The following is a 19234-nucleotide window of genomic DNA, read 5'->3' as shown; positions in this document are numbered from 1 at the left end:
GAAGCAAGGGACCTCTTCCCTTGCTTTTTTCTTGTCTGGTTCTAGCGGCAGGTCCTTTTTTCCGCTACAATGACAACAAGCGAATACAAAAAGTGTGGTGCTGATTTTGTTTAAGATTTTACTAATTGAAGATGATACAACCCTCTTCCAGGAAATCAAAGAACGTCTAGTTAACTGGTCCTATGATGTCTATGGGATTCAAGATTTCCATCAGGTGCTGCAGGAATTCACGTCTGTCCAGCCTGATCTCGTCATTATAGATATACAGCTGCCAAAATACGATGGCTTTCACTGGTGCCGGATGATTCGGCATCATTCAAATGTTCCAATCATCTTCCTCTCCTCAAGAGACCATCCAGCTGATATGGTCATGTCAATGCAGCTCGGTGCCGATGATTTTGTGCAAAAGCCCTTCCATTTTGACGTGCTCATTGCCAAAATAAGTGCTGTTCTTCGCCGCGTGCATGATTATAATGCAGAACCGGCCAGCCTAAAGGTATGGTGCGGCGCTGCGATTGACCTAGAAAAAAATACCGTAACAAATGATCATGGTGAGGTTGAATTAACAAAAAATGAGTTATTTATTCTCAAGGAATTGATTCAGCATAAAAATCATATCGTCAGCCGTGAATCACTCATTCAAGCATTGTGGGAGGATGAACGTTTTGTCAGTGACAACACACTGACTGTAAACGTCAACCGCCTCAGAAAAAAACTAGACGAGATCTCCCTTGGCGCCTTCATTGAGACAAAAGTGGGTCAAGGCTATCTTGCAAAGGAAAAGGATGATCAATGATGCTGCAAGCATTTTTAAAAGAACGAAGAAGCTGGATTCTTTTCTTTCTTAGTTTGCAGCTCCTCATTCTGTTTGTTGCTTATTTGGATACGACCATTCCAATCGCTTCTCTTTTTTATATTGTGCTATTATCTACGTTTCTCATGATTGTCTTTCTCTTTTTCCGATACCGAAAAGAAACGGCTTATTATGAGGGGCTCAAAGAATGGGATGATGACATTGAACATCAAATACGGCTAACCCCCTCTTCCCCATTTGAGCAGCTCATCCATGATGCAACGTCAGAGCAAATCGCACGCTACCGGCAGATGGCAGCAGAGCAGAAAATTGCTCTCGAAGAAGAAAAAGATGAATTGCTCACTTGGATACATGAGGTCAAAACACCGCTTACAGCGATGCGCTTAATGATTGACCGCTTAACAGATCAGCCGCTGAAATCAAATATGACGTATGAGTGGCTCAGAATACATTTATTACTTGATGCCCAGCTGCACCAAAGCAGAGTACGTCATATCGAAAATGATTTATTCATTGAAAAGCTGGACCTGCAAAGCATCATAGCGAAAGAAATCAAAGCGCTCCAATCCTGGTGTATGCAAAAAGGAATCGGCTTTGAGCTGACGCTGGAGGAACGCACCGTATTAAGTGATATAAAATGGTTATCCTTTATGATCAGACAGGTACTCACAAATGCAGTCAAATACAGCCATTCTTCCGATATTGTCATTGAAAGCAAGCAAATAAATGAACAAGTCATGCTGACGATCACAGATCAAGGCAGAGGAATTGATCCAAGAGACATCTCTCGTATTTTTGAAAAAGGCTTTACCTCAACTAGACATCACAATGACACCGCCTCAACAGGAATGGGGCTCTATTTAACGAAAAAAGGAGCAGACGCTCTTCATATGACGATCGAGGTCAACTCCACGATAGATCAAGGTACAACCTTCACCTTCATCTTTCCGAAAAAGAATGATTTTGTTCATATTGCGAGCATGTGACAACAATGTCACATGCTCGTCTGTTTTGTTCGCCAAATCGAAGGACGTCTGGCAGGCTTCTTTTTATACTAGAGTTATCAATTAAAAGAAAAAGGGGTTCAGCAAATGAACATTTTAGAAGCTCGTAAAATTTATAAAAGCTACGGAAATAAATTCAACAAACAAGAGGTACTGAGCGGTATTGATTTGACCATTGAAGCCGGGGAATTTGTCAGTATCATGGGGCCATCAGGCTCGGGGAAAACCACCCTTCTGAACGTATTGTCGTCTATCGATCATGTGTCCAGCGGATCCATTCGTATTGCAGATGCTGAGATGACGCAAATGAAGGATCAGCAGCTTGCGGAATTTAGAAAAAAGCAGCTTGGCTTTGTTTTTCAAGATTATAATTTACTTGATACACTCACGGTCAAAGAAAATATTCTTTTGCCTTTATCCATCTCCAAAACACCAAAAAAAGAAGCTTTTGAACGTTTTCAGCAGCTCGCAGAAGATATGGGGATTTATGAACTAAGAGACAAATACCCGAATGAACTCTCTGGCGGACAAAAGCAGCGGACATCGGCGGTTCGTGCCTTCATTCATGAACCAAGTCTTATTTTCGCTGATGAACCTACTGGGGCACTTGATTCCAAATCGGCATCTGACCTGCTCAACAAGCTGCAAGATTTCAATCGCAAACGAAAAGCGACCATTGTGATGGTGACACATGATCCTGTCGCAGCCAGCTATTCAAGCCGCGTCATTTTTATCAAGGATGGACAGATTTATACACAGTTGAATAAAGGCGCTTTAGAAAGAAAAATGTTTTTCGAAGATATTATGAAAACGCAAGGTGTCTTAGGCGGTGTGAAGCATGAACATTAATCAGCTCATCTTCCGTAACTTGAAGAAAAATTTGAAGAATTACTATTTATATGTGTTTGCTCTCGTGTTTAGTGTCGCGCTCTATTTTTCCTTTGTCACCTTGCAGTACTCACCAGCACTTGATGGTGTAAAAGGCTCCATTAAAGGAGGCGCTTCAATTAAAGCCGCTTCGGTTCTGCTCATTGCGATCGTCGGTATTTTCCTGCTATATGCGAATAGCATTTTTATTAAGCGCAGAGGAAAAGAAATAGGTCTCTTACAGCTCATTGGTATGACGAAACAAAAAATTGCCAGACTGCTCAATGCAGAAAACTTTATCCTATACGTGGCAGCCATGGTTATCGGCATCATTGCCGGCTTTATCGGTTCAAAGCTGATGCTGATGGTGTTATTTAAAGTGACTGGTGTTAATGCCATCGCCAATCTGCATTTTTCAGGCATGGCCCTTCTGCAAACACTTATTGTCTTTTTCATTATCTATGGATTGATTATGCTGAGAAATAGGCGTTTTATTAAAAAACAGACGATTTTATCTTTGTTTAGAACAACATCTTCGACAGAACAGCGTGTGAAAAAGATCTCTGTGTTTGAAATCATCATTGGGGTTTTCGGTATTGTCTTGATCAGCTCAGGCTATTATATTTCTTCTAAGCTTTTTACCGGCTCGTATACGTCGATGCTTGAGTTACTTTTAGCCATGATTTATATTCTAGCCTCTGTCATCATCGGTACCTTTCTTTTTTACAAAGGCTCTGTTTCTTTCATTGCCAATATCGTACGTAAAAGAAAAAATGGCTATCTCGCCATTCATGAAGTGTTATCTTTGTCATCCATTATGTTCCGGCTAAAATCAAATGCACTGCTTTTAACGATTATTACAACCGTATCTGCACTTGCCATCGGTTTGCTGGCTCTTAGCTACATTTCTTATTACTCAGCAGAAAAAACCGCTGAGCAGCAAATTCCAGCTCATTTCGTCATGGGCTCAGAAAAAGAAGCAGCAACCTTCACTCGTGCACTTTCTGACAAACATATTGCTTATGATCAAAAGCAGGTCAAAGTGATTAAAGCGGATTTTGATGCGAAAAAAATCATGGATACAGAGTTGAAAAATATGAATAATGATCCAGGCGTATTGACACTGCCTGTGATCAGTGAGAAAAACGCACCAAATATTCATGTAGAGAAAAGCGAAGTGATTTTAAGCGGCTACAGCGATCTCTTAAAGAAATTCATGCCAATTCAAAGCTCAGGCGATGTGAAGCTTCTCATCAAGAAGCCTATTGATTTGAAAGTCATGGATATGAAGAAAGATTATCTCATTTCTTACAACTTCACTTTTGGCGGTCTGCCTGTTGCCGTCGTGAGTCAACATGTTTTTGAGCAGCTCGACAAGCAGAAAGATCCAAAGCTGCAGCTTGAGAATAGCCAATATAACGCAGTCAATATAAAAGATGATCAAAATCTTGAACAAGCAAATCGCGTGTTTACATCTTTAAAACTAAGTGACAACAGCATGTCTCAATTAGCTTCAGCTCAGCAGCAAAAGCAGACAATAGGACTAATGATGTTTGTGGTCGGATTTTTAGGTCTCAGCTTCCTTGTCACATCAGGCTGTATTTTATACTTTAAACAAATGAATGAAAGTGAAGAGGAACAAAGCTCCTACACAATCTTGCGTAAGCTTGGTTTTACTGAGAAGGATCTATTAAAAGGCATCCGGCTTAAACAGCTGTTTAACTTTGGGATTCCGCTCATCATCGGATTGCTGCACAGCTACTTTGCTGTACAATCAGGCTGGTTTTTGTTCGGCGGAGAATTGTGGACTCCAATGCTTATCGTCATGTCGATTTACACTGCCCTCTATTCTGTCTTCGGATTCCTGTCTGTCCAATATTATAAAAAGGTCATCAAAGAATCCTTGTAAACAATTCCCCATAGGCATCGCCTATGGGGTTATTTTATTTACGAAGGTGTCGATTCAAACTTGTGTGATAAAATATGGTCTCTTGCTGCATAAGCTATTCGTTTGACCTCTTCTAGGTTCACACCGACAAGCTTTCCGTTCTGTTTCACTGCTTTTCCAGCCACATAAACAGAATCAACATTTGAAGGATGTGCCGTTTGGACAACCGCTCCAGCCGGATCTGTCATCGGAAGAAGATTCATGCTTGTCCGATCGATCAAAATGAAATCAGCTTCTTTCCCAGGTGTAAGTGACCCAATTTTATGATCGAGCTGTAATGCACGAGCGCCATTGATCGTCGCAGCTTCAAGCATTTGATAAGCAGACAGCCCAAGTTCAGGCCCCGGCATGATCCCATCCATTAACAACGATTGATTTTGGATCGCGCGCTCTGCCTGAAGTCCGAATTTCATTTGGGCAAATAAATCTCCTCCTGTCGCTGTCACTACGTCAACACCGAGCGTTGGAAGAACACCTTGTTCAATCGCAAGTCCTGTGACAGGATAACCGTGACCCATCATCATTTCAATTTCAGGGGTAATGGATATGGAGCTTCCGCTGTCTGCCAGCATCTTCATTTGATCCGCATCGATTGCATTAATATGCACCATGTTCAAATCCGGCCCGAGTAACCCTGCTTTGTGAAGCCGCTCAATCGATCGATCCTCCGCTCCCCAATTCCCAAAGCCAATGTGCATACTGCATAGAGCATCTAGAGACCGAGCTGTTTCAATTTCAAATACCGACGTCTCCCATGAAGAAAACTCTGGACCACGAATCGCAAGTCCCATTGTTAAAAGCTGATCTGATGATTGAAAATGCGCTTTTTTCACACGTGCTGCGTCCTCCATATTAGTGAGCGTACTCTCTCTATCCCAATATTCAGCATCTCCAGAGGAACCAAAAGCAAAAACAGCTCGAATACCCGCATCTTTTAATCCTTCAATGAGCTCTTCTGTATGATCCATTGAATTGATCATCGTCCAGTCTAAAAATGTAGTCACGCCTGCATCTAAAGCCTCTAATGCCCCTAAATAATTGGCGATTCGATCGTCGGATGGGCGTCTCATCGCTCCATAGTTGCCATAATAGATTTTGCTCAAATATGTCTGCAAAGACCAATCCGTCCCTATGCCCCGGATGACAGACTGCCACACATGCCGATGTGTATCTACAAGACCTGGCATGATGACCATATCAGATGCATCAACGATGTCTGCATCGCTTACTTCAATTGAAGGTCCAACTTCTAAAATATGTTTCCCTTCAATTAATAAATCTCCCTTTTCAAAAAAACCTAAAGATGGATCCAGTGTTAAGAGAGCTGCATCTTTAAACAATGTTTTCTTCATCCATATCCCCCTTTTCAAATGACGAGGAAGAGTGACCCCGCTTCAATGTTATTTTAAAACATAAAAGGATCAAATTAGAAGAAAAGTGACTTGCTCCAATATGTTAAGAGCTGATGTTTCTGAAATAGTTGTATGTGCGTTTTAATTTGATGTCATGCTTCCCTTTTGGACTTTCCATCATCCCAAACTCAAAGAACTTCACAGGTTTGATTCCGACATATTGTAAGAGAGCTCGTTTGATTAACATCTTGTGCGCATTTTGTAAAAAGAACAAAGGGTAGTTGGTTGGTCCTTGCATTGTTGATACACAAACGGCGCTTTTCCCTTTTAATAATCCTTCTGGTAGCAGACCGCCTGTTTGGCGATAGGCGAAATTCGCAGCAAACATGCGGTCAATAAAGCCAAGGAGCATAGCTGGCGGCCGCCCCCACCAAATGGGATAAACGAACACGATTTTGTCTGCCCACTTGATCTTATCCTGATACACCTGAATATCAGGGTCCTTATGCATATCTCGTCTTTTTTTCTCTTCATTAAAAACAAGCACAGGATCAAATTTTTCTTGATATAAATCGATGATTTTCACTTCTTGAACGATTGGATTTTCTTCACTGCCTCTTACAATTTCTTTTAAAAAAGCACCATTTAAACTATTGTGATGAGGATGAGTATAGATAATGAGTACATTCATATTTTTCTCCTTTAGTTATCATTTGATAACAAAATAATACACCCCACCCAACTAGTTGTCAAATGATAATTGTTTTTCGATAATAAATTTGGTATGTTACGGAGGAGGTGATCATCATGCAACATCCACATTTCTTCAAGGAATTCGTCGCATTTGCTTCTACTTTTTCAGAGTTAAAACATGACTTGATGAGCAAAGTCAAACCACCAGAATTAACACCCTTACAATATTTGATTTTAGAGCAGCTAGCGGTCAGCGAACCGCTTACCCCTAGTGAAATCGCAGACTGCCAGCATATGTCTCTTCCAAATGTCAGCAGAGAACTGAAAAAGCTGCACGAAAAACAATTCATTGTTAGAGAAGAAGACCGTAATGACAAACGAAAGCATGTCATTATGCTTTCTGACAAAGGCCGTGCCTGTATGAACGAAGCCTTCCAGCATATCGAAAGGGTGCTAATAGACAGCCTATCTTCCTCAGATATAGAACAAATGGATGATATCGTACAAGCTCTCCGTCTATTAAATCAAACGATATTCAAAAAATGACCCAATGAAAAAAGCATGAGCGCTACTACGCTCATGCAGGATTGGGCTGCCGACCTTCCAACTTGACAAAAAAAGCGCAGGATCATTACATCCAAACGCTTCTTTGTTCGATTCTCTATGTATCTTACACAATCAATTGATACGCAATGTATAACGCTACCAGCCAGATCATGACCGCCGAAGCCTTATTGATACGGTTCATCCATTTGCCGTTTGTATCTAACTTTCCTAACATCTTCCCTAAAAGGGCGAGCCCCATAAACCATAACCAGGACACGATGATACAGGCAAGTGTAAACGCCAGCTTTTCTGCCCCGCTATATTGCAGCGAATTTGTACCAATGACACCAATTGTATCGAGAATCGCATGGGGATTTAAAAGAGAAACTGAACAGGCAAATACAATTTGTTTTCTTGCAGGCATTAATTTCTGCTTCTCTTGATCACCTGATGATGAGCTTGTGTTCCATACAGACCATCCCATATAAACTAAAAAACAAAAACCAATGATATAAAGACCAATTTGCAGCACTGGAATGGTAAACACCACAACAGAAACACCTATGACAGCTAAAGCAATTAAAAGTGTGTCACAAAGAGCAGCCGTGATGACAACAGGCATAGCCCGATATAATCGAGGCTGCAGCGCTCCTTGTTGAAATACAAATACATTTTGAGCGCCCAAAGGTAAAATAAGACCAAAGGCAAGCACAATTCCATGAATGATCGCAATGGACATCTACTAACATTCTCCTTTTTCAGAAATTCCTACATATTTTAACACAAAGCACCCTGCCTGCTTTCAACAAATTTAATTTTCCGTACAAAAAAAGCGCCGAATGCTTCCATCCGAACGCTTCTCGCTTCTTTATGATTGACCTTTTCGTGCAAGCTCTCTTTCTCTCAGCTCTACACGGCGGATTTTCGCTGACGGTGTTTTTGGCAGTTCGTCAATGAATTCGATTTCTCTTGGGTATTTGTACGGTGCTGTTGTGTTTTTCACATGTGTTTGCAGCTCTTTGATCAGTTCATCACTTTGATCAGTTCCATCACGAAGGACGACGTATGCTTTCACGATTGATCCTCTGATTTCATCTGGGCTCGCCACAACTGCACATTCCTTCACTGCTGGATGCTTGATCAGCGCATCTTCTACTTCAAACGGTCCAATCGTATAGCCTGAGCTGACAATGATGTCATCTCTGCGACTTTCAAACCAGAAGTACCCATCTTCGTCTTTTTTCGCGCGGTCACCCGTAATAAAGTAATTGCCGCGGCGCTGCGCCTTTGTACGCTCTTCGTCTTTGTAGTATTCCTTAAATAAAGCCGGCGTTTCAAGATGGACCGCAATGTCACCAATTTCTCCAGGTGCGCAGACGTTTCCATCCTCATCAATGATGTCTACTTCGTTGCCAGGGGTTGGTTTTCCCATACTGCCTGGCTTGATGTCCATTCCTTTTAGCACCCCTACGAGCAGTGTGCTTTCAGTTTGGCCATAGCCGTCTCGTACTTCTATATCGAAATGCTTTTTGAATGTATCAATGACTTCACGGTTCAGCGGCTCTCCCGCAGAAACAGCACTATGCAGATTTGGCAGCTTGTACTGACTTAAATCATCTACTTTTGCCATAAAGCGGTATTCTGTCGGTGTACAGCATAGGACATTGATTTCATTATTTTGAAGCAGCTCTAAGTATGTATTTGGGTTGAATTTTCCTCCATATACAAAGCCTTCTGCTCCACTTCCTAACACAGATAAGAGAGGGCTCCACACCCATTTTTGCCAGCCTGGTCCTGCTGTTGCCCATACTTTATCTCCTTCATTAATGGAGAGCCATGCTTTTGCAGCTGTGCGTAAATGTGCATACGCCCATCCGTGTGTATGAACAACCCCTTTTGGGTTCCCTGTTGTACCTGATGTATAGGATAAAAACGCCATGTCTGTGCGCTTTGTATCTGCCAACTCAAGCTCGTTTGATTGCTCTTCCTTTTGCGCTAGAATGTTTCTCCAGCCATGATCGTTTTCACCGATTGAGAATGTTTTAAAATCGTTTGGCTGTTTGGTTCCGTCGAACGATTGAATGAATGAAGAGTAAACGATCGCTCCCTTTGCTTCTGCATGTTCAATTCGGTAATCTATATCTTTCGCACGCAGCATTTCAGAACAAGGAATCACAACCATTCCTGTTTTCAAAATTGCTAAATAAATGCTGTATGCCTCGAGCATGCGCGGCACCATCACAATGATTTTATCACCTTTTTTGAAGCCTGCTTTTAATAAAACATGTCCAATTTTATTTGCCTCTTCCACTAATGCTGCATACGTCACATGCGCTTCGTGGCCATTGCCGTCCTGCCAGTGCAGGGCCATTTTCTCCTTGTCATGACTGAACGCTTCAATCTCGCTGACTAAGTTATATTGTTCTGGTGCAATTAAGTCTTCTCTTTTCATGGTACAGCTCCTTTTAGCCTCTTTCTTATGAAACGAAACATGTTTCAATTTACCTATTCTAACACTCATAACTGAAAAATGCTTGAATTAGGACCTACTCCTAGTATTATGCCATAATTTTTTTCATCCGTCTTCTTTTTTTAAAATATTCTAACTATTTATATGTACAAAAAGAAAAGAGCGGGAAGGATCCCGCTCATAAGCCATAGCTTTTAAATTGTGTGTCTTAGAAAGATCCGCCACCCATATGTTGTTGAGCGTAAGATACAAGACGCTTAGTGATTTCTCCACCAACTGATCCGTTAGCGCGAGATGTAGTTTCTGCACCAAGGTTTACACCAAATTCAGAAGCGATTTCGTACTTCATTTGGTCGATAGCTTGTGCAGCGCCTGGTACTAGTAATTGGTTAGAACTGCTTTGTCTGTTTTGTTGAGCCATGTGTTCTCACCTCCTTGTGAATATAGAATGTGTAGAAACACATGACTTCATGCGATTGATTTTATGGTAATTATTATGAAATTTTCGTTTTAGAATAAATCAGCGAATTCGTCTGCCGCTTTCTTTTCATTTGTCACAATAATTGTTTCAATTTGCTCTACTGCCTCGTCCAGCATCGGCTCGAAATCAGCAAAGCTTTCGTAGCGTTCTACCTTCTCAAGCTTTGGTTTTGTTTTAGGAGACGGCGGCGTAAAGATCGTGCAGCAATCCTCGAAAGGCTGAATACTTGTATCGTATGTGCCAATTCGTCTCGCTTCATCAATAATGTCATTTTTATCGACAGCAATAAGCGGGCGGATGATTGGTGTATTGGACACATGGTTAATAGCATACATGCTTTCAAGTGTCTGACTTGCCACTTGACCAAGGCTTTCTCCGGTAATAATCGCAAGGGCATCGCGCTTTTCTCTTATTTTGTCAGCTATTTTCAGCATCATTCTTCTTGTTGATGTCATCGTATAGTTTTCAGGTACTTGTTTATGGATCAGCTCTTGAATTTTTGTAAAAGGTACGATGTGAAGCTTCACTTCGCCTCCATATGCTGCCAGGCATTCTGCAAGATCAATGACCTTTTGTTTGGCACGTTCACTTGTATACGGCGGGCTAAAGAAATGCACAGCTTCAATTTCAATTCCGCGTTTCATTGCTTGATAGCCGGCAACTGGGCTGTCAAAGCCGCCTGAAAGCATGAGCATCGCTCTTCCGCTAGAACCGACCGGCAGTCCGCCTGCACCTTTGACATCTTTAAATGTAATGTACGTGGCTTGCTCTCTGATTTCAATGCGTAAATGCACATCCGGCTGTTTCACATTGACCGTTAAATTTTCCGTATTACTTAGAACATGTCCGCCAATTTCTCGGTTCATTTCATTTGAATCAAGTTCAAATTGTTTATAAGAGCGTTTCGTTGAGACTTTAAATGTATTTCCTTGTTCATACACTTCCTGTACCGCTGTTAGTGCTGCTTCTTTAATCGCATCTAGATTCGTCTCACATTTAACCGCAAGACTAAAGCTCTGAATACCAAATACACTTTTGAGCTGTTCTGAAATCGGTTCAGGGTCTTCTCCGTTTAGCATAATCGTGATGCGGTCTCTATCAGATGCAAACTTTAATGCTTCAAAATCCTTTAAGACGAACCGAATGTGCTTTCTTAGTTTTTCAATAAATTTCTTTCTATTCTTCCCTTTTGTTGAGATTTCACCAAAACGGACTAAAATATGATCATATTTCATGCTGTTATCTCATTCCTTTTAATTTTTTCACACTTTGTGCGATCGATGTGATGATTTGCGTTGCAAGCTCTGGTCCTTGTCCATACGTCAAGCTGATTCTCATACTGCTTTTGGCTACTTCCTCTGGTTTTCCCATTGCCAGCAGTACACGGCTTGGCTCTTTTTTCTTGGCTGAGCAGGCAGAGGTTGTAGAAACATATATACCTTCTTTTTCAAGCATATGGAGGAGGACTTCAATTTGAATACCCGGCACTGAAAAATTCACAATGTGCGGCGCACTTTGTGCCCTCGGTGTATTCATCACAATACCTTCTATCTCTCCAAGCTGTTTTTGCAGCTGCGTTTTTAAGTTCAGCATCTCATCATGATGCTTGTCAAGCTGTTCAAATGATTGTTTCATGGCTTTTGCTAAGCTGACAGCTCCAGCAGGGTTTTCAGTACCTGAACGAAGCCCTAATTCCTGCTCTCCTCCAGTAATGAAAGGGGCGAGAGTGACATCTTTCTTTAAAAAGAGAGCTCCTGTGCCTTTTAATCCATGAATTTTATGGCCTGACATCGTCAAAAGGTCTACATCCAGCTGTTTATTGAGTGCTATCTTGCACATTCCCTGCACCCCGTCGACATGAAAAAGTGCGTTTTCGGCATGTTCTCGAATGATACCAGCAGCCTCTTCAATCGGCTGGATGGCACCGGTTTCGTTATTGACGTGCATCATGCTGACAAGCACTGTATCAGGGCGAAGCACTTCTTTTAAATGAGTCATATCTGCATGGCCATGCTCATTTACTTGAATATAGGAGATGTCAAAGCCAAATAACGCCTTCAGCTGTTCAAACGATTCAATAACAGAAGGATGCTCTATTTCTGTTGTCACAATATGCTTGCCCCGGTTCATTTTGGCAAGTGCTGCCCCTTTAATGGCAATGTTATTCGCTTCTGTTGCACCAGAAGTAAAAATAATCTCATAATGTTTCAAGCCCGTGTAGTGAAGCATTTGTTTTCTCGTTTCATTTAACAGCCGGCTTGCATCTATTCCGAGCTGATGAAGCGAAGATGGATTTCCAAAATAACGCTCACTCACTTGCTGATATACTTGTAAAACCTCAGGGTACGGTTTTGTGGTTGCACTATTATCAAGATAGATCATAAATGTAACTCCTTACAAAAAGCTTAAAAAATAAATGCAATTATATGTTACCATAATGAAGTCAGACAGAGAATTTTCTGAAAATGGCAGTTGACAACTTTTCATTTTCACTATATCATCCATAGTGCAATTGTCACATAAACATTTAAATTGTCAGAATATTTTAATTTGGCACACTACACTGATTGAGATTGAGGAGGGACTATTTTGAAAAATAGTTTAAGTATAAAAGAGACGCTAGCCATTGGTCTAATGCTTTTTGCATTATTCTTTGGCGCTGGAAATATGATTTTCCCACCTGTTCTTGGACAATATGCTGGTGAGAATGTATGGCTCGCCATCGGTGGATTTTTACTCACAGGAGTAGGTCTTCCGCTTCTAGGGGTAATTGCAGTCGCACTGACAGGTACCGGTGCAAAAGGCCTTGCTGATAAAGCTCATCCTAAATTCGGCACCATTTTCACCGTCATTCTGTATTTGTCCATTGGACCATTTTTCGCTATTCCGAGAACAGGTACGGTTTCGTATGAGATAGGATTAGCTCCTTTCTTGTCAAGTGCCCAATCTACTTCATGGGTACCGCTATTCATCTTTACCGTTGTGTTTTTCGCCATTTCATATCTGCTCGCTTTAAATCCTTCAAAGCTGGTTGATCGAATTGGTAAAATTTTAACACCGATCTTATTAACAGTTATTGCTATTATTGTCATTAAAGCCATTGCTACGCCAATGGGAATGATCGGTGCTCCTGATGCAACATATAAAGCAAACCCGCTCTTCACTGGCTTTTTAGAAGGCTATAAAACAATGGATGCTCTTGCTTCTATCGTTTTTGGAATCGTCGTGGTAACAGCTGTTAAAGACAGAGGCATTACGGAGCGAAAATCTCTTGCAGCAGCTTGTATTAAAGCAGGATTCGTGGCTGCTATTGGACTGGCACTCGTGTACATTTCACTTGCTTATGTGGGTGCTTCAAGTCCTGATGCGACGGGCATTGTTGGAGCCAATGAAGGTGGAAAGCTCCTTTCACTCTCTGCCAACTTTTTATTCGGTTCTGCTGGTAACATTGTTCTTGGCGCAGCCATTTTATTTGCTTGTTTAACGACGAGTGTTGGACTTATTTCATCTTGCGGGGAATATTTTTCAAAGCTTTTCCCTAGCTTTTCTTATCGTACAGTCGTTCTAATTGTTTCTTTATTTAGTACACTGGTTGCAAACCTTGGGCTGGCACAAATTATTTCTCTATCTGTTCCTGTTCTTGTAACCATCTATCCATTGGCCATTGTCATTATTTTATTGTCATTCCTTGACCGCTGGATTAACGGCAGAAGACTCATTTATATCGTATCTCTCATCTTTACTGGTTTCTTTGCCATTATTGATGGATTATTAGCAGCCGAAGTCAATCTAGGCGGCTTGCCTAAGATCTTAGGTTCAATCGTTCCGTTTTATGATTTAGGGATTGGCTGGATCGTACCAGCTATTCTCGGTGCTGTGATTGGTTTACTTATTTCGATGTTTACCAATCCGTCGAAACAGCTCGCCTCCTAGTTATCGTGAACCAAAACATCCTCTTCTTCTGTGGAAGGGGATGTTTTTTTATTGTTCTTCATATACTAAAATAGAAAAATTCATGACTTTTGTACGAAAACACATGTTGACATCAGGCGTACATCCTTTATAATTAGTGAATGTTAATGAAGAACCGTTTTAGCAGCTAATTAACAGAATATTTCAACATAATATTGGAGGCTTTATATTCAATGAAGGCAACATTGTCGACGAAAGATACGATTATTATAGGTTTTATGTTATTTGCTTTATTCTTCGGCGCCGGAAATATGATTTATCCACCAGAGCTTGGGCAATATGCCGGAACAAATGTATGGAAAGCAATGGGCGGATTTTTATTAACAGGTGTCGGTTTACCTCTACTCGGGATTATTGCGATTGCTTTAACAGGGCGTGATGCAAAAGGACTTGCAGATAAGGCTCACCCAGTGTTTGGAACAGCATTCACCGTCATTTTATATTTATCCATTGGGCCGCTTTTCGCTATTCCGCGTACAGGAACAGTTTCATATGAGATTGGAGCATTACCATTTTTATCAAGTGTGCCAGCTTGGCTGTCTCTTCTTTTATTTACACTCGTCTTTTTCGGTATTACGTATTACCTTGCTTTAAATCCAACGAAAATCGTGGATCGTGTAGGGAAAATATTAACACCGATTAAATTTACGATCATTTTTATTATCATTGTCAAAGCCATTTTGACACCGATGGGCGTCATTGGTACACCAGATGTATCTTATAGCAACGGATCGTTTTTCAAAGGGTTTTTAGAGGGTTATAAAACGATGGATGCTCTTGCTTCTATTGTATTTGGAATTGTTGTCATCAACGCGATTAAAGGACGCGGTGTGACAAGTAAAAAGGCACTGGCTTCTGCTTGTATCAAAGCAGGTTTGATTGCAGCTGCTGGATTAGCCTTTGTTTACCTGTCACTTGCATATCTAGGTGCTTCTAGTACACATGCCATTGGATTCGTTGGAGATGGAAGCAAAATCTTAGCACAGTCTTCTCAGTTCCTTTTCGGCAGTCTAGGAAATATTGTATTAGGTGCTGCCATCACAGTCGCTTGTTTAACAACAAGTATCGGTCTTGTCACATCATGTGGAGAGTATTTCTCGAAGTTACTTCCTAAGCTTTCATATAAAATGGTCGTGACACTTGTTACATTATTTAGTTTCATCATTTCTAACTTTGGACTTGCTCATATTGTTGCTTTCTCTGTTCCAGTCTTAACAGCGATTTATCCGCTGGCGATTGTGATCATCGTTCTATCACTTGCAGATAAATGGCTTGGACATAGAAGACCTGTATATGTCCTCTCGTTAATTTTAACAGGGTGCGTCAGCTTATTTGACGGCTTAGCAGCAGCAAAGCTTCCAATCGGTCCAGTAAAAGACATTTTCCAAACAGTGCTGCCTTTTTATGACCTTGGCATTGGCTGGCTTGTTCCTGCGATACTTGGAGTCGCCATTGGGTTCGTGATCTCACTTTTCACTTCTTCTGCTTCAGAAGAACGCCAGAAACAGGCATCATAATACAAAAAAAGCTGAAGTCCTATCAATGGACTTCAGCTTTTTTATTGATGCTGATATTCTTTTTCGTGCTGAGCTAATAACTTCTGAACGGCTCCAGGTGATGCTTTTTCAACAGCTGCTGCTGCTACATCAAATGAACCGTTATAATCATACGCATAAAATCTTCGCTCTGCCTCTTTTAATTGTTCTGAAAGAATATGATTTTGGCTTCTAAAACGATTGCCATATTGAATGATTCGTTCAATTTGATCCACTTTAGTGAGCATTTCTTCCGTCTCATTCACAACATGTCTCACTGTGTTGGAGGCTTCTTTTAATTGCCCATTCACAGCTGGCATGTTGAGCGGCAGGTTCTCCAGCTGCTCGTGCACTTGCTGAATCATCTCCTGCGCTTTTTCAGCCTGCTCTTTCATATCAGCAGGTACACCTGGAATATTGCTTTTTTGCAGCTGACGCACTGTATCTGTCAGCATCGTTTTGAGCTCAGCCAGTGTTTCTCTCGCTTGCAGCTCTTCTTTTCTTAATGATTGAAGATGATCCTTAAATGTATCATGCAATGCTTTTGCATCATCGATAAAGGTCTCAAGCTGATTGATTTCATTCATTAATAATGAATATGCGACATGGTCACGATCAAGCTTCTCGCGAATTTGTTTCATGAGCTTTTCAATTTCTTCTAAGCGTTTTTCGAACGCCTTCTGTTGATCAAGCTCTCCGGCTGTCAGTTTGTAGCTTTCTTTTACAAGAGCTGTTTCTGCCTTTGTTTGGGTGTGATCCTGCTCGAGCTTTTCAAATGCTTCCGTCAGCTCAGGCATTTTGCTTTTGATTTCCTGACCTGCTTCTACTTCCGCTTCCAGCTGATCATACAGCGTCTGAATGGCATCATCAATCATTTGCAAAATGCTTGATGCTTCTTCCAGATTGAGTTCATCAATCAGTAGTTTTTCCGCACGGGTCAGCTGTTTGTTTAAGCTCTCAAGCTCTTTAGTGATCTGGATGTGCTCGAGCTTGTAGCCTTTGTCTGTCATTTCTTTATATCCGTCTTTCAGCTTCGTCAGCTGGCCTGGTACGGTTTGTTTACAGTCTGCAATGAGCTTCGGTACATCATTGATATACAGCTGAAGCTGATCGAGTCTGCGGTCTTGCTCAAGCAAAATCTTTCTTGCTTTCATATAGTTGCCGTTTTCTGTCTCTTCCTCGTACTGCTTGATCCCTTCCCAGGCTTCATCTAAGTCCTGCTCCATTTTGTCATAAAGGGTGCCGTACAAATGGCTGTACGCAAGCAGATTTTTTCGAACTGTTTGATATTGTTCTTTGACCTTTTCAATGTCCTTGCGATTTTGCTCCTCGCTTGTGACAAGGTCTGCAATCTCTTTTAAAATGTCTTCAATGTTCGAATCAGCAGCACTCAGCAAGTCCTCAATGTGCGTAAGAACCTGCTTGGCTTTGGAGAATCGATATTTATCAGAATACTCTTCTGCATCATATAATAGCTCCTCTACCTTTGGAAGATGGGCTGTGACGATATCGTCCCACTCTGCACGCCATCTTTCAAAAAATTGCTCTGTTTCTCCGGTCATTTTTAAATGTTTGATCTTTGAAATTTCTTCTACAATTGATCTGTTTAAAATTTCAATTTTCCATGCTTCCAATCGGTCAATCTCTTTATATATATTTTTTCGCAGGAAATAACCGACTGAAAACAAAGCAAGCAAAATGACAATTAAACCGATGATTAACTCCATAATGAGCCCCCTTGTTGTGATCTAAGTGATGTCAGGGTAAAAGTGTCCCGAGTAGACCTGAGAACCCTTTCGTGTCCGCTTTGCATTTGTTTTTTATAAGCAGGATCGTATGTTTTCCAATACCATCCATTCACGGTTTTATGTATGTTTTTTCAAGAAAGTATTTGTGCGCTTTCTATCATTTGATCACACGTATCAATGTGACCTGCTTTTATGTATGCGGAAGCTGTCGTTTTCATTGTTATTATGATACCATGTAACCAGCATTTTTGGTCATGATTTTTCATTATTTTCGCTGATAAACATCACGTTTTTCAAAATATCGACAAGAGGTGACGACATGCTGAAACAAGATGCACATCTACATACACCGTTTTGCCCGCACGGTTCGCTTGATTCTTTTCATTCTTATATTGAAAAAGCCATCAAAAAGGGATTTGATTCCATAACCTTTACCGAGCATGCCCCGCTGCCTCCATCGTTTCAAGATCCAACACCTGAGCAGGATAGTGCCATGAAGCGCCAAGACCTTGAAGCGTATATAACGAAACTGGCTCAGCTGAAACAAGAATACAAAGGACAATTAATAGTAAAAACTGGGCTTGAGGTTGACTTTATCAAAGAGTATGAAGAGGAAACAAGAACCTTTTTAGACTGCTACGGTCCAGAACTAGACGACGCCATTTTATCTGTTCACTTTCTTCCTGCTGGCGATGATTATATTTGCCTTGATTTTGACGAGCATGCCTTCCAGCAGCTAATAAGCATCTATGGCAGCATCGAACAGGTCTATCAAAGCTACTATGACCAAATTCATTCTTCTATTCTATCATCTTTAGGCCAATATAAGCCAAAGAGAATCGGTCATATCACCCTTGTCCAGAAATTCAAACAGCTTTTTCCATATGAAATGTCACCTGAACTTTGTCAAAAGGTCACCCTTTGCCTTGAAGAAACGGCAAAAAAAGGCATGTCCTTAGATTTTAATACATCAGGTCTTCGTAAAACATATGCCAGAAGTATCTATTTAGATCAATGGATGATTGACCTTGCAAAAAAGAAAAAAATTCCGCTCATATTCGGCTCTGATGCCCATCAAGCGGAAGATCTCGGATATGCGTATGATCAATTCGAGGACATCATGAGGTTCAGATGAGAATCTAGTGCCGGCTCTTTTGGTTCTAACAGATAATGAAGCGAGCGGCTCAGCTCCTTAAAGTACATTTGATAGAAATACGGCTCACTTGGGTTCAAATAAAGCACCTCTGTTAAATATTGCGGCTGTAAATATGGCATCATGAGAAGTGATTTTAGCTGAATCATAAAGGATGCGAGTGAAAGCTGCTCACAAATAACATGGGTGCTTTTTCCTTTTTCAATGATAAGCTGAAACAGATACTTTTCTTTTGTTAAATATGTCGACATGATTTCTCTGATGAGTGTCGAATCAATCGTCACCTCCCGATAAACGAAACGGGTTAATTGACGGTGCTTGTGCTGATAAGATAAAATATCAAAAACCACATGTAGTAAGCATTCTTTTGCATGACGGGTTTCCATGTGATGGAGATGTGATTCAATCATGTGAATGTAGCCTTCATAAAAATCGGATACGAGCTGCTCAAGCAGCCCTCCTTTTCCTTGAAAGTAATAAGAAATGTGGGCAACGTTGACGTTTGCTTCCTTCGCAATCTCACGGACAGAGGTTCCAGAAAATCCTTTTTGGTTAAAAAGTCTGATGGCAGCCTCCATAATACGATCTTTTGTTTGTACGGTTGTTGATGTTTTCATCCGCTCACCCCTCTTCATGTGTACATACTTCAAG

At 41.0% G+C, this 19234-nt stretch carries 17 protein-coding genes; 8 read left to right on the top strand and 9 right to left on the bottom strand.

Translation table 11 applies throughout. The features are described from left to right. Positions 1-106 precede the first annotated feature (106 nt). The 4 genes from AWT60_RS07650 to AWT60_RS07635 all read left to right on the top strand — a co-directional run bounded on the left by AWT60_RS07650 (position 107) and on the right by AWT60_RS07635 (position 4594). Positions 107-796, top strand: a complete 690-nt coding sequence (locus AWT60_RS07650) for a response regulator transcription factor (protein WP_025092270.1) — start codon at positions 107-109, stop codon at positions 794-796. Further along, positions 796-1800: a sensor histidine kinase gene (locus tag AWT60_RS07645; protein WP_076840295.1), complete on the top strand. Its 1005-nt coding sequence runs from the start codon at positions 796-798 to the stop codon at positions 1798-1800. Before AWT60_RS07650 ends, AWT60_RS07645 begins: the two co-directional genes overlap by 1 nt. 105 nt (positions 1801-1905) lie before the next feature. Further along, on the top strand, positions 1906-2667 hold the full coding sequence (locus AWT60_RS07640) for an ABC transporter ATP-binding protein (protein WP_024426158.1): 762 nt from the start codon (positions 1906-1908) through the stop codon (positions 2665-2667). Continuing rightward, on the top strand, positions 2657-4594 hold the full coding sequence (locus tag AWT60_RS07635) for an ABC transporter permease (protein WP_076840294.1): 1938 nt from the start codon (positions 2657-2659) through the stop codon (positions 4592-4594). Before AWT60_RS07640 ends, AWT60_RS07635 begins: the two co-directional genes overlap by 11 nt. A gap of 38 nt (positions 4595-4632) precedes the next feature. Here AWT60_RS07635 and AWT60_RS07630 read toward each other — a convergent pair whose 3' ends face one another. Both AWT60_RS07630 and AWT60_RS07625 read right to left on the bottom strand, forming a co-directional pair. After that, on the bottom strand, positions 4633-5985 hold the full coding sequence (locus AWT60_RS07630) for an amidohydrolase family protein (RefSeq protein ID WP_076840293.1): 1353 nt from the start codon (positions 5983-5985) through the stop codon (positions 4633-4635). Positions 5986-6088: 103 nt separating this feature from the next. Continuing rightward, on the bottom strand, positions 6089-6676 hold the full coding sequence (locus AWT60_RS07625; RefSeq protein WP_041107254.1) for an NAD(P)H-dependent oxidoreductase: 588 nt from the start codon (positions 6674-6676) through the stop codon (positions 6089-6091). Between the two features lie 116 nt (positions 6677-6792). On the opposite strand from AWT60_RS07625, the gene AWT60_RS07620 reads away from it, so the two are divergent. Further along, the gene (locus AWT60_RS07620; protein ID WP_041107256.1) at positions 6793-7224 is read left to right on the top strand and encodes a MarR family winged helix-turn-helix transcriptional regulator; all 432 of its coding nucleotides are present in this window, start codon (positions 6793-6795) and stop codon (positions 7222-7224) included. A gap of 124 nt (positions 7225-7348) precedes the next feature. Here the strand turns inward: AWT60_RS07620 and AWT60_RS07615 are convergent, their stop codons facing one another. The 5 genes from AWT60_RS07615 to AWT60_RS07595 all read right to left on the bottom strand — a co-directional run bounded on the left by AWT60_RS07615 (position 7349) and on the right by AWT60_RS07595 (position 12557). Further along, a complete protein-coding gene (locus AWT60_RS07615) occupies positions 7349-7963 on the bottom strand; it encodes a LysE/ArgO family amino acid transporter (RefSeq protein WP_034624225.1) in 615 nt (204 codons plus the stop codon). A 129-nt stretch (positions 7964-8092) separates the two neighbouring features. Next, positions 8093-9676: an acyl-CoA synthetase MbcS gene (mbcS, locus tag AWT60_RS07610; RefSeq protein ID WP_041107259.1), complete on the bottom strand. Its 1584-nt coding sequence runs from the start codon at positions 9674-9676 to the stop codon at positions 8093-8095. A gap of 226 nt (positions 9677-9902) precedes the next feature. Then, positions 9903-10115, bottom strand: a complete 213-nt coding sequence (locus tag AWT60_RS07605) for an alpha/beta-type small acid-soluble spore protein (protein ID WP_024424829.1) — start codon at positions 10113-10115, stop codon at positions 9903-9905. Between the two features lie 89 nt (positions 10116-10204). Beyond that, entirely contained in the window at positions 10205-11410 is a 1206-nt protein-coding gene (thiI, locus tag AWT60_RS07600; protein ID WP_218677096.1) for a tRNA uracil 4-sulfurtransferase ThiI, read from the bottom strand. A gap of 4 nt (positions 11411-11414) precedes the next feature. Further along, positions 11415-12557, bottom strand: a complete 1143-nt coding sequence (locus AWT60_RS07595; RefSeq protein WP_218677095.1) for a cysteine desulfurase family protein — start codon at positions 12555-12557, stop codon at positions 11415-11417. 207 nt (positions 12558-12764) lie between these two features. Between AWT60_RS07595 and brnQ (AWT60_RS07590) the strand changes: the two genes are divergently transcribed. Further along, positions 12765-14108 carry a branched-chain amino acid transport system II carrier protein gene (gene brnQ, locus AWT60_RS07590; protein ID WP_076840288.1) on the top strand — a complete coding sequence of 448 codons (1344 nt, stop codon included), beginning with the start codon at positions 12765-12767 and terminating at the stop codon, positions 14106-14108. A gap of 212 nt (positions 14109-14320) precedes the next feature. Next, on the top strand, positions 14321-15664 hold the full coding sequence (brnQ, locus tag AWT60_RS07585) for a branched-chain amino acid transport system II carrier protein (RefSeq protein WP_076840287.1): 1344 nt from the start codon (positions 14321-14323) through the stop codon (positions 15662-15664). A gap of 41 nt (positions 15665-15705) precedes the next feature. On the opposite strand, the gene ezrA is transcribed toward brnQ (AWT60_RS07585), so the two are convergent. Then, positions 15706-17409 (bottom strand): septation ring formation regulator EzrA, encoded by a 1704-nt coding sequence (gene ezrA, locus AWT60_RS07580; RefSeq protein WP_218677094.1) that lies wholly within the window; start codon positions 17407-17409, stop codon positions 15706-15708. A 340-nt stretch (positions 17410-17749) separates the two neighbouring features. Here ezrA and hisJ point away from each other — a divergent pair, with 340 nt between their 5' ends. Continuing rightward, positions 17750-18565, top strand: coding sequence for a histidinol-phosphatase HisJ (gene hisJ / locus AWT60_RS07575; protein WP_218677093.1), 816 nt, complete (start codon positions 17750-17752; stop codon positions 18563-18565). Here hisJ and refZ read toward each other — a convergent pair. Then, the gene (gene refZ / locus AWT60_RS07570; protein WP_218677092.1) at positions 18535-19200 is read right to left on the bottom strand and encodes a forespore capture DNA-binding protein RefZ; all 666 of its coding nucleotides are present in this window, start codon (positions 19198-19200) and stop codon (positions 18535-18537) included. The genes hisJ and refZ overlap by 31 nt on opposite strands. Positions 19201-19234: the final 34 nt, after the last annotated feature.

Origin of the sequence: Bacillus sp. F2HM, assembly GCF_019266135.1 — a bacterium.
Taxonomy (GTDB): domain Bacteria; phylum Bacillota; class Bacilli; order Bacillales; family Bacillaceae; genus Bacillus; species Bacillus safensis.
This window is presented reverse-complemented; position numbering and strand designations above follow the sequence as displayed.

Bases quoted from the DNA above. Each gene is read 5' to 3' on its own strand.
- AWT60_RS07645 (WP_076840295.1), top strand. From the start codon at position 796: ATGCTGCAAGCATTTTTAAAAGAACGAAGAAGCTGGATTCTTTTCTTT.
- AWT60_RS07630 (WP_076840293.1), bottom strand. From the start codon at position 5,985: ATGAAGAAAACATTGTTTAAAGATGCAGCTCTCTTAACACTGGATCCA.
- refZ (WP_218677092.1), bottom strand. From the start codon at position 19,200: ATGAAAACATCAACAACCGTACAAACAAAAGATCGTATTATGGAGGCT.
- hisJ (WP_218677093.1), top strand. From the start codon at position 17,750: ATGCTGAAACAAGATGCACATCTACATACACCGTTTTGCCCGCACGGT.
- brnQ (WP_076840287.1), top strand. From the start codon at position 14,321: ATGAAGGCAACATTGTCGACGAAAGATACGATTATTATAGGTTTTATG.
- thiI (WP_218677096.1), bottom strand. From the start codon at position 11,410: ATGAAATATGATCATATTTTAGTCCGTTTTGGTGAAATCTCAACAAAA.
- AWT60_RS07615 (WP_034624225.1), bottom strand. From the start codon at position 7,963: ATGTCCATTGCGATCATTCATGGAATTGTGCTTGCCTTTGGTCTTATT.
- AWT60_RS07595 (WP_218677095.1), bottom strand. From the start codon at position 12,557: ATGATCTATCTTGATAATAGTGCAACCACAAAACCGTACCCTGAGGTT.
- AWT60_RS07605 (WP_024424829.1), bottom strand. From the start codon at position 10,115: ATGGCTCAACAAAACAGACAAAGCAGTTCTAACCAATTACTAGTACCA.
- ezrA (WP_218677094.1), bottom strand. From the start codon at position 17,409: ATGGAGTTAATCATCGGTTTAATTGTCATTTTGCTTGCTTTGTTTTCA.
- AWT60_RS07620 (WP_041107256.1), top strand. From the start codon at position 6,793: ATGCAACATCCACATTTCTTCAAGGAATTCGTCGCATTTGCTTCTACT.
- AWT60_RS07635 (WP_076840294.1), top strand. From the start codon at position 2,657: ATGAACATTAATCAGCTCATCTTCCGTAACTTGAAGAAAAATTTGAAG.
- AWT60_RS07625 (WP_041107254.1), bottom strand. From the start codon at position 6,676: ATGAATGTACTCATTATCTATACTCATCCTCATCACAATAGTTTAAAT.
- AWT60_RS07640 (WP_024426158.1), top strand. From the start codon at position 1,906: ATGAACATTTTAGAAGCTCGTAAAATTTATAAAAGCTACGGAAATAAA.
- mbcS (WP_041107259.1), bottom strand. From the start codon at position 9,676: ATGAAAAGAGAAGACTTAATTGCACCAGAACAATATAACTTAGTCAGC.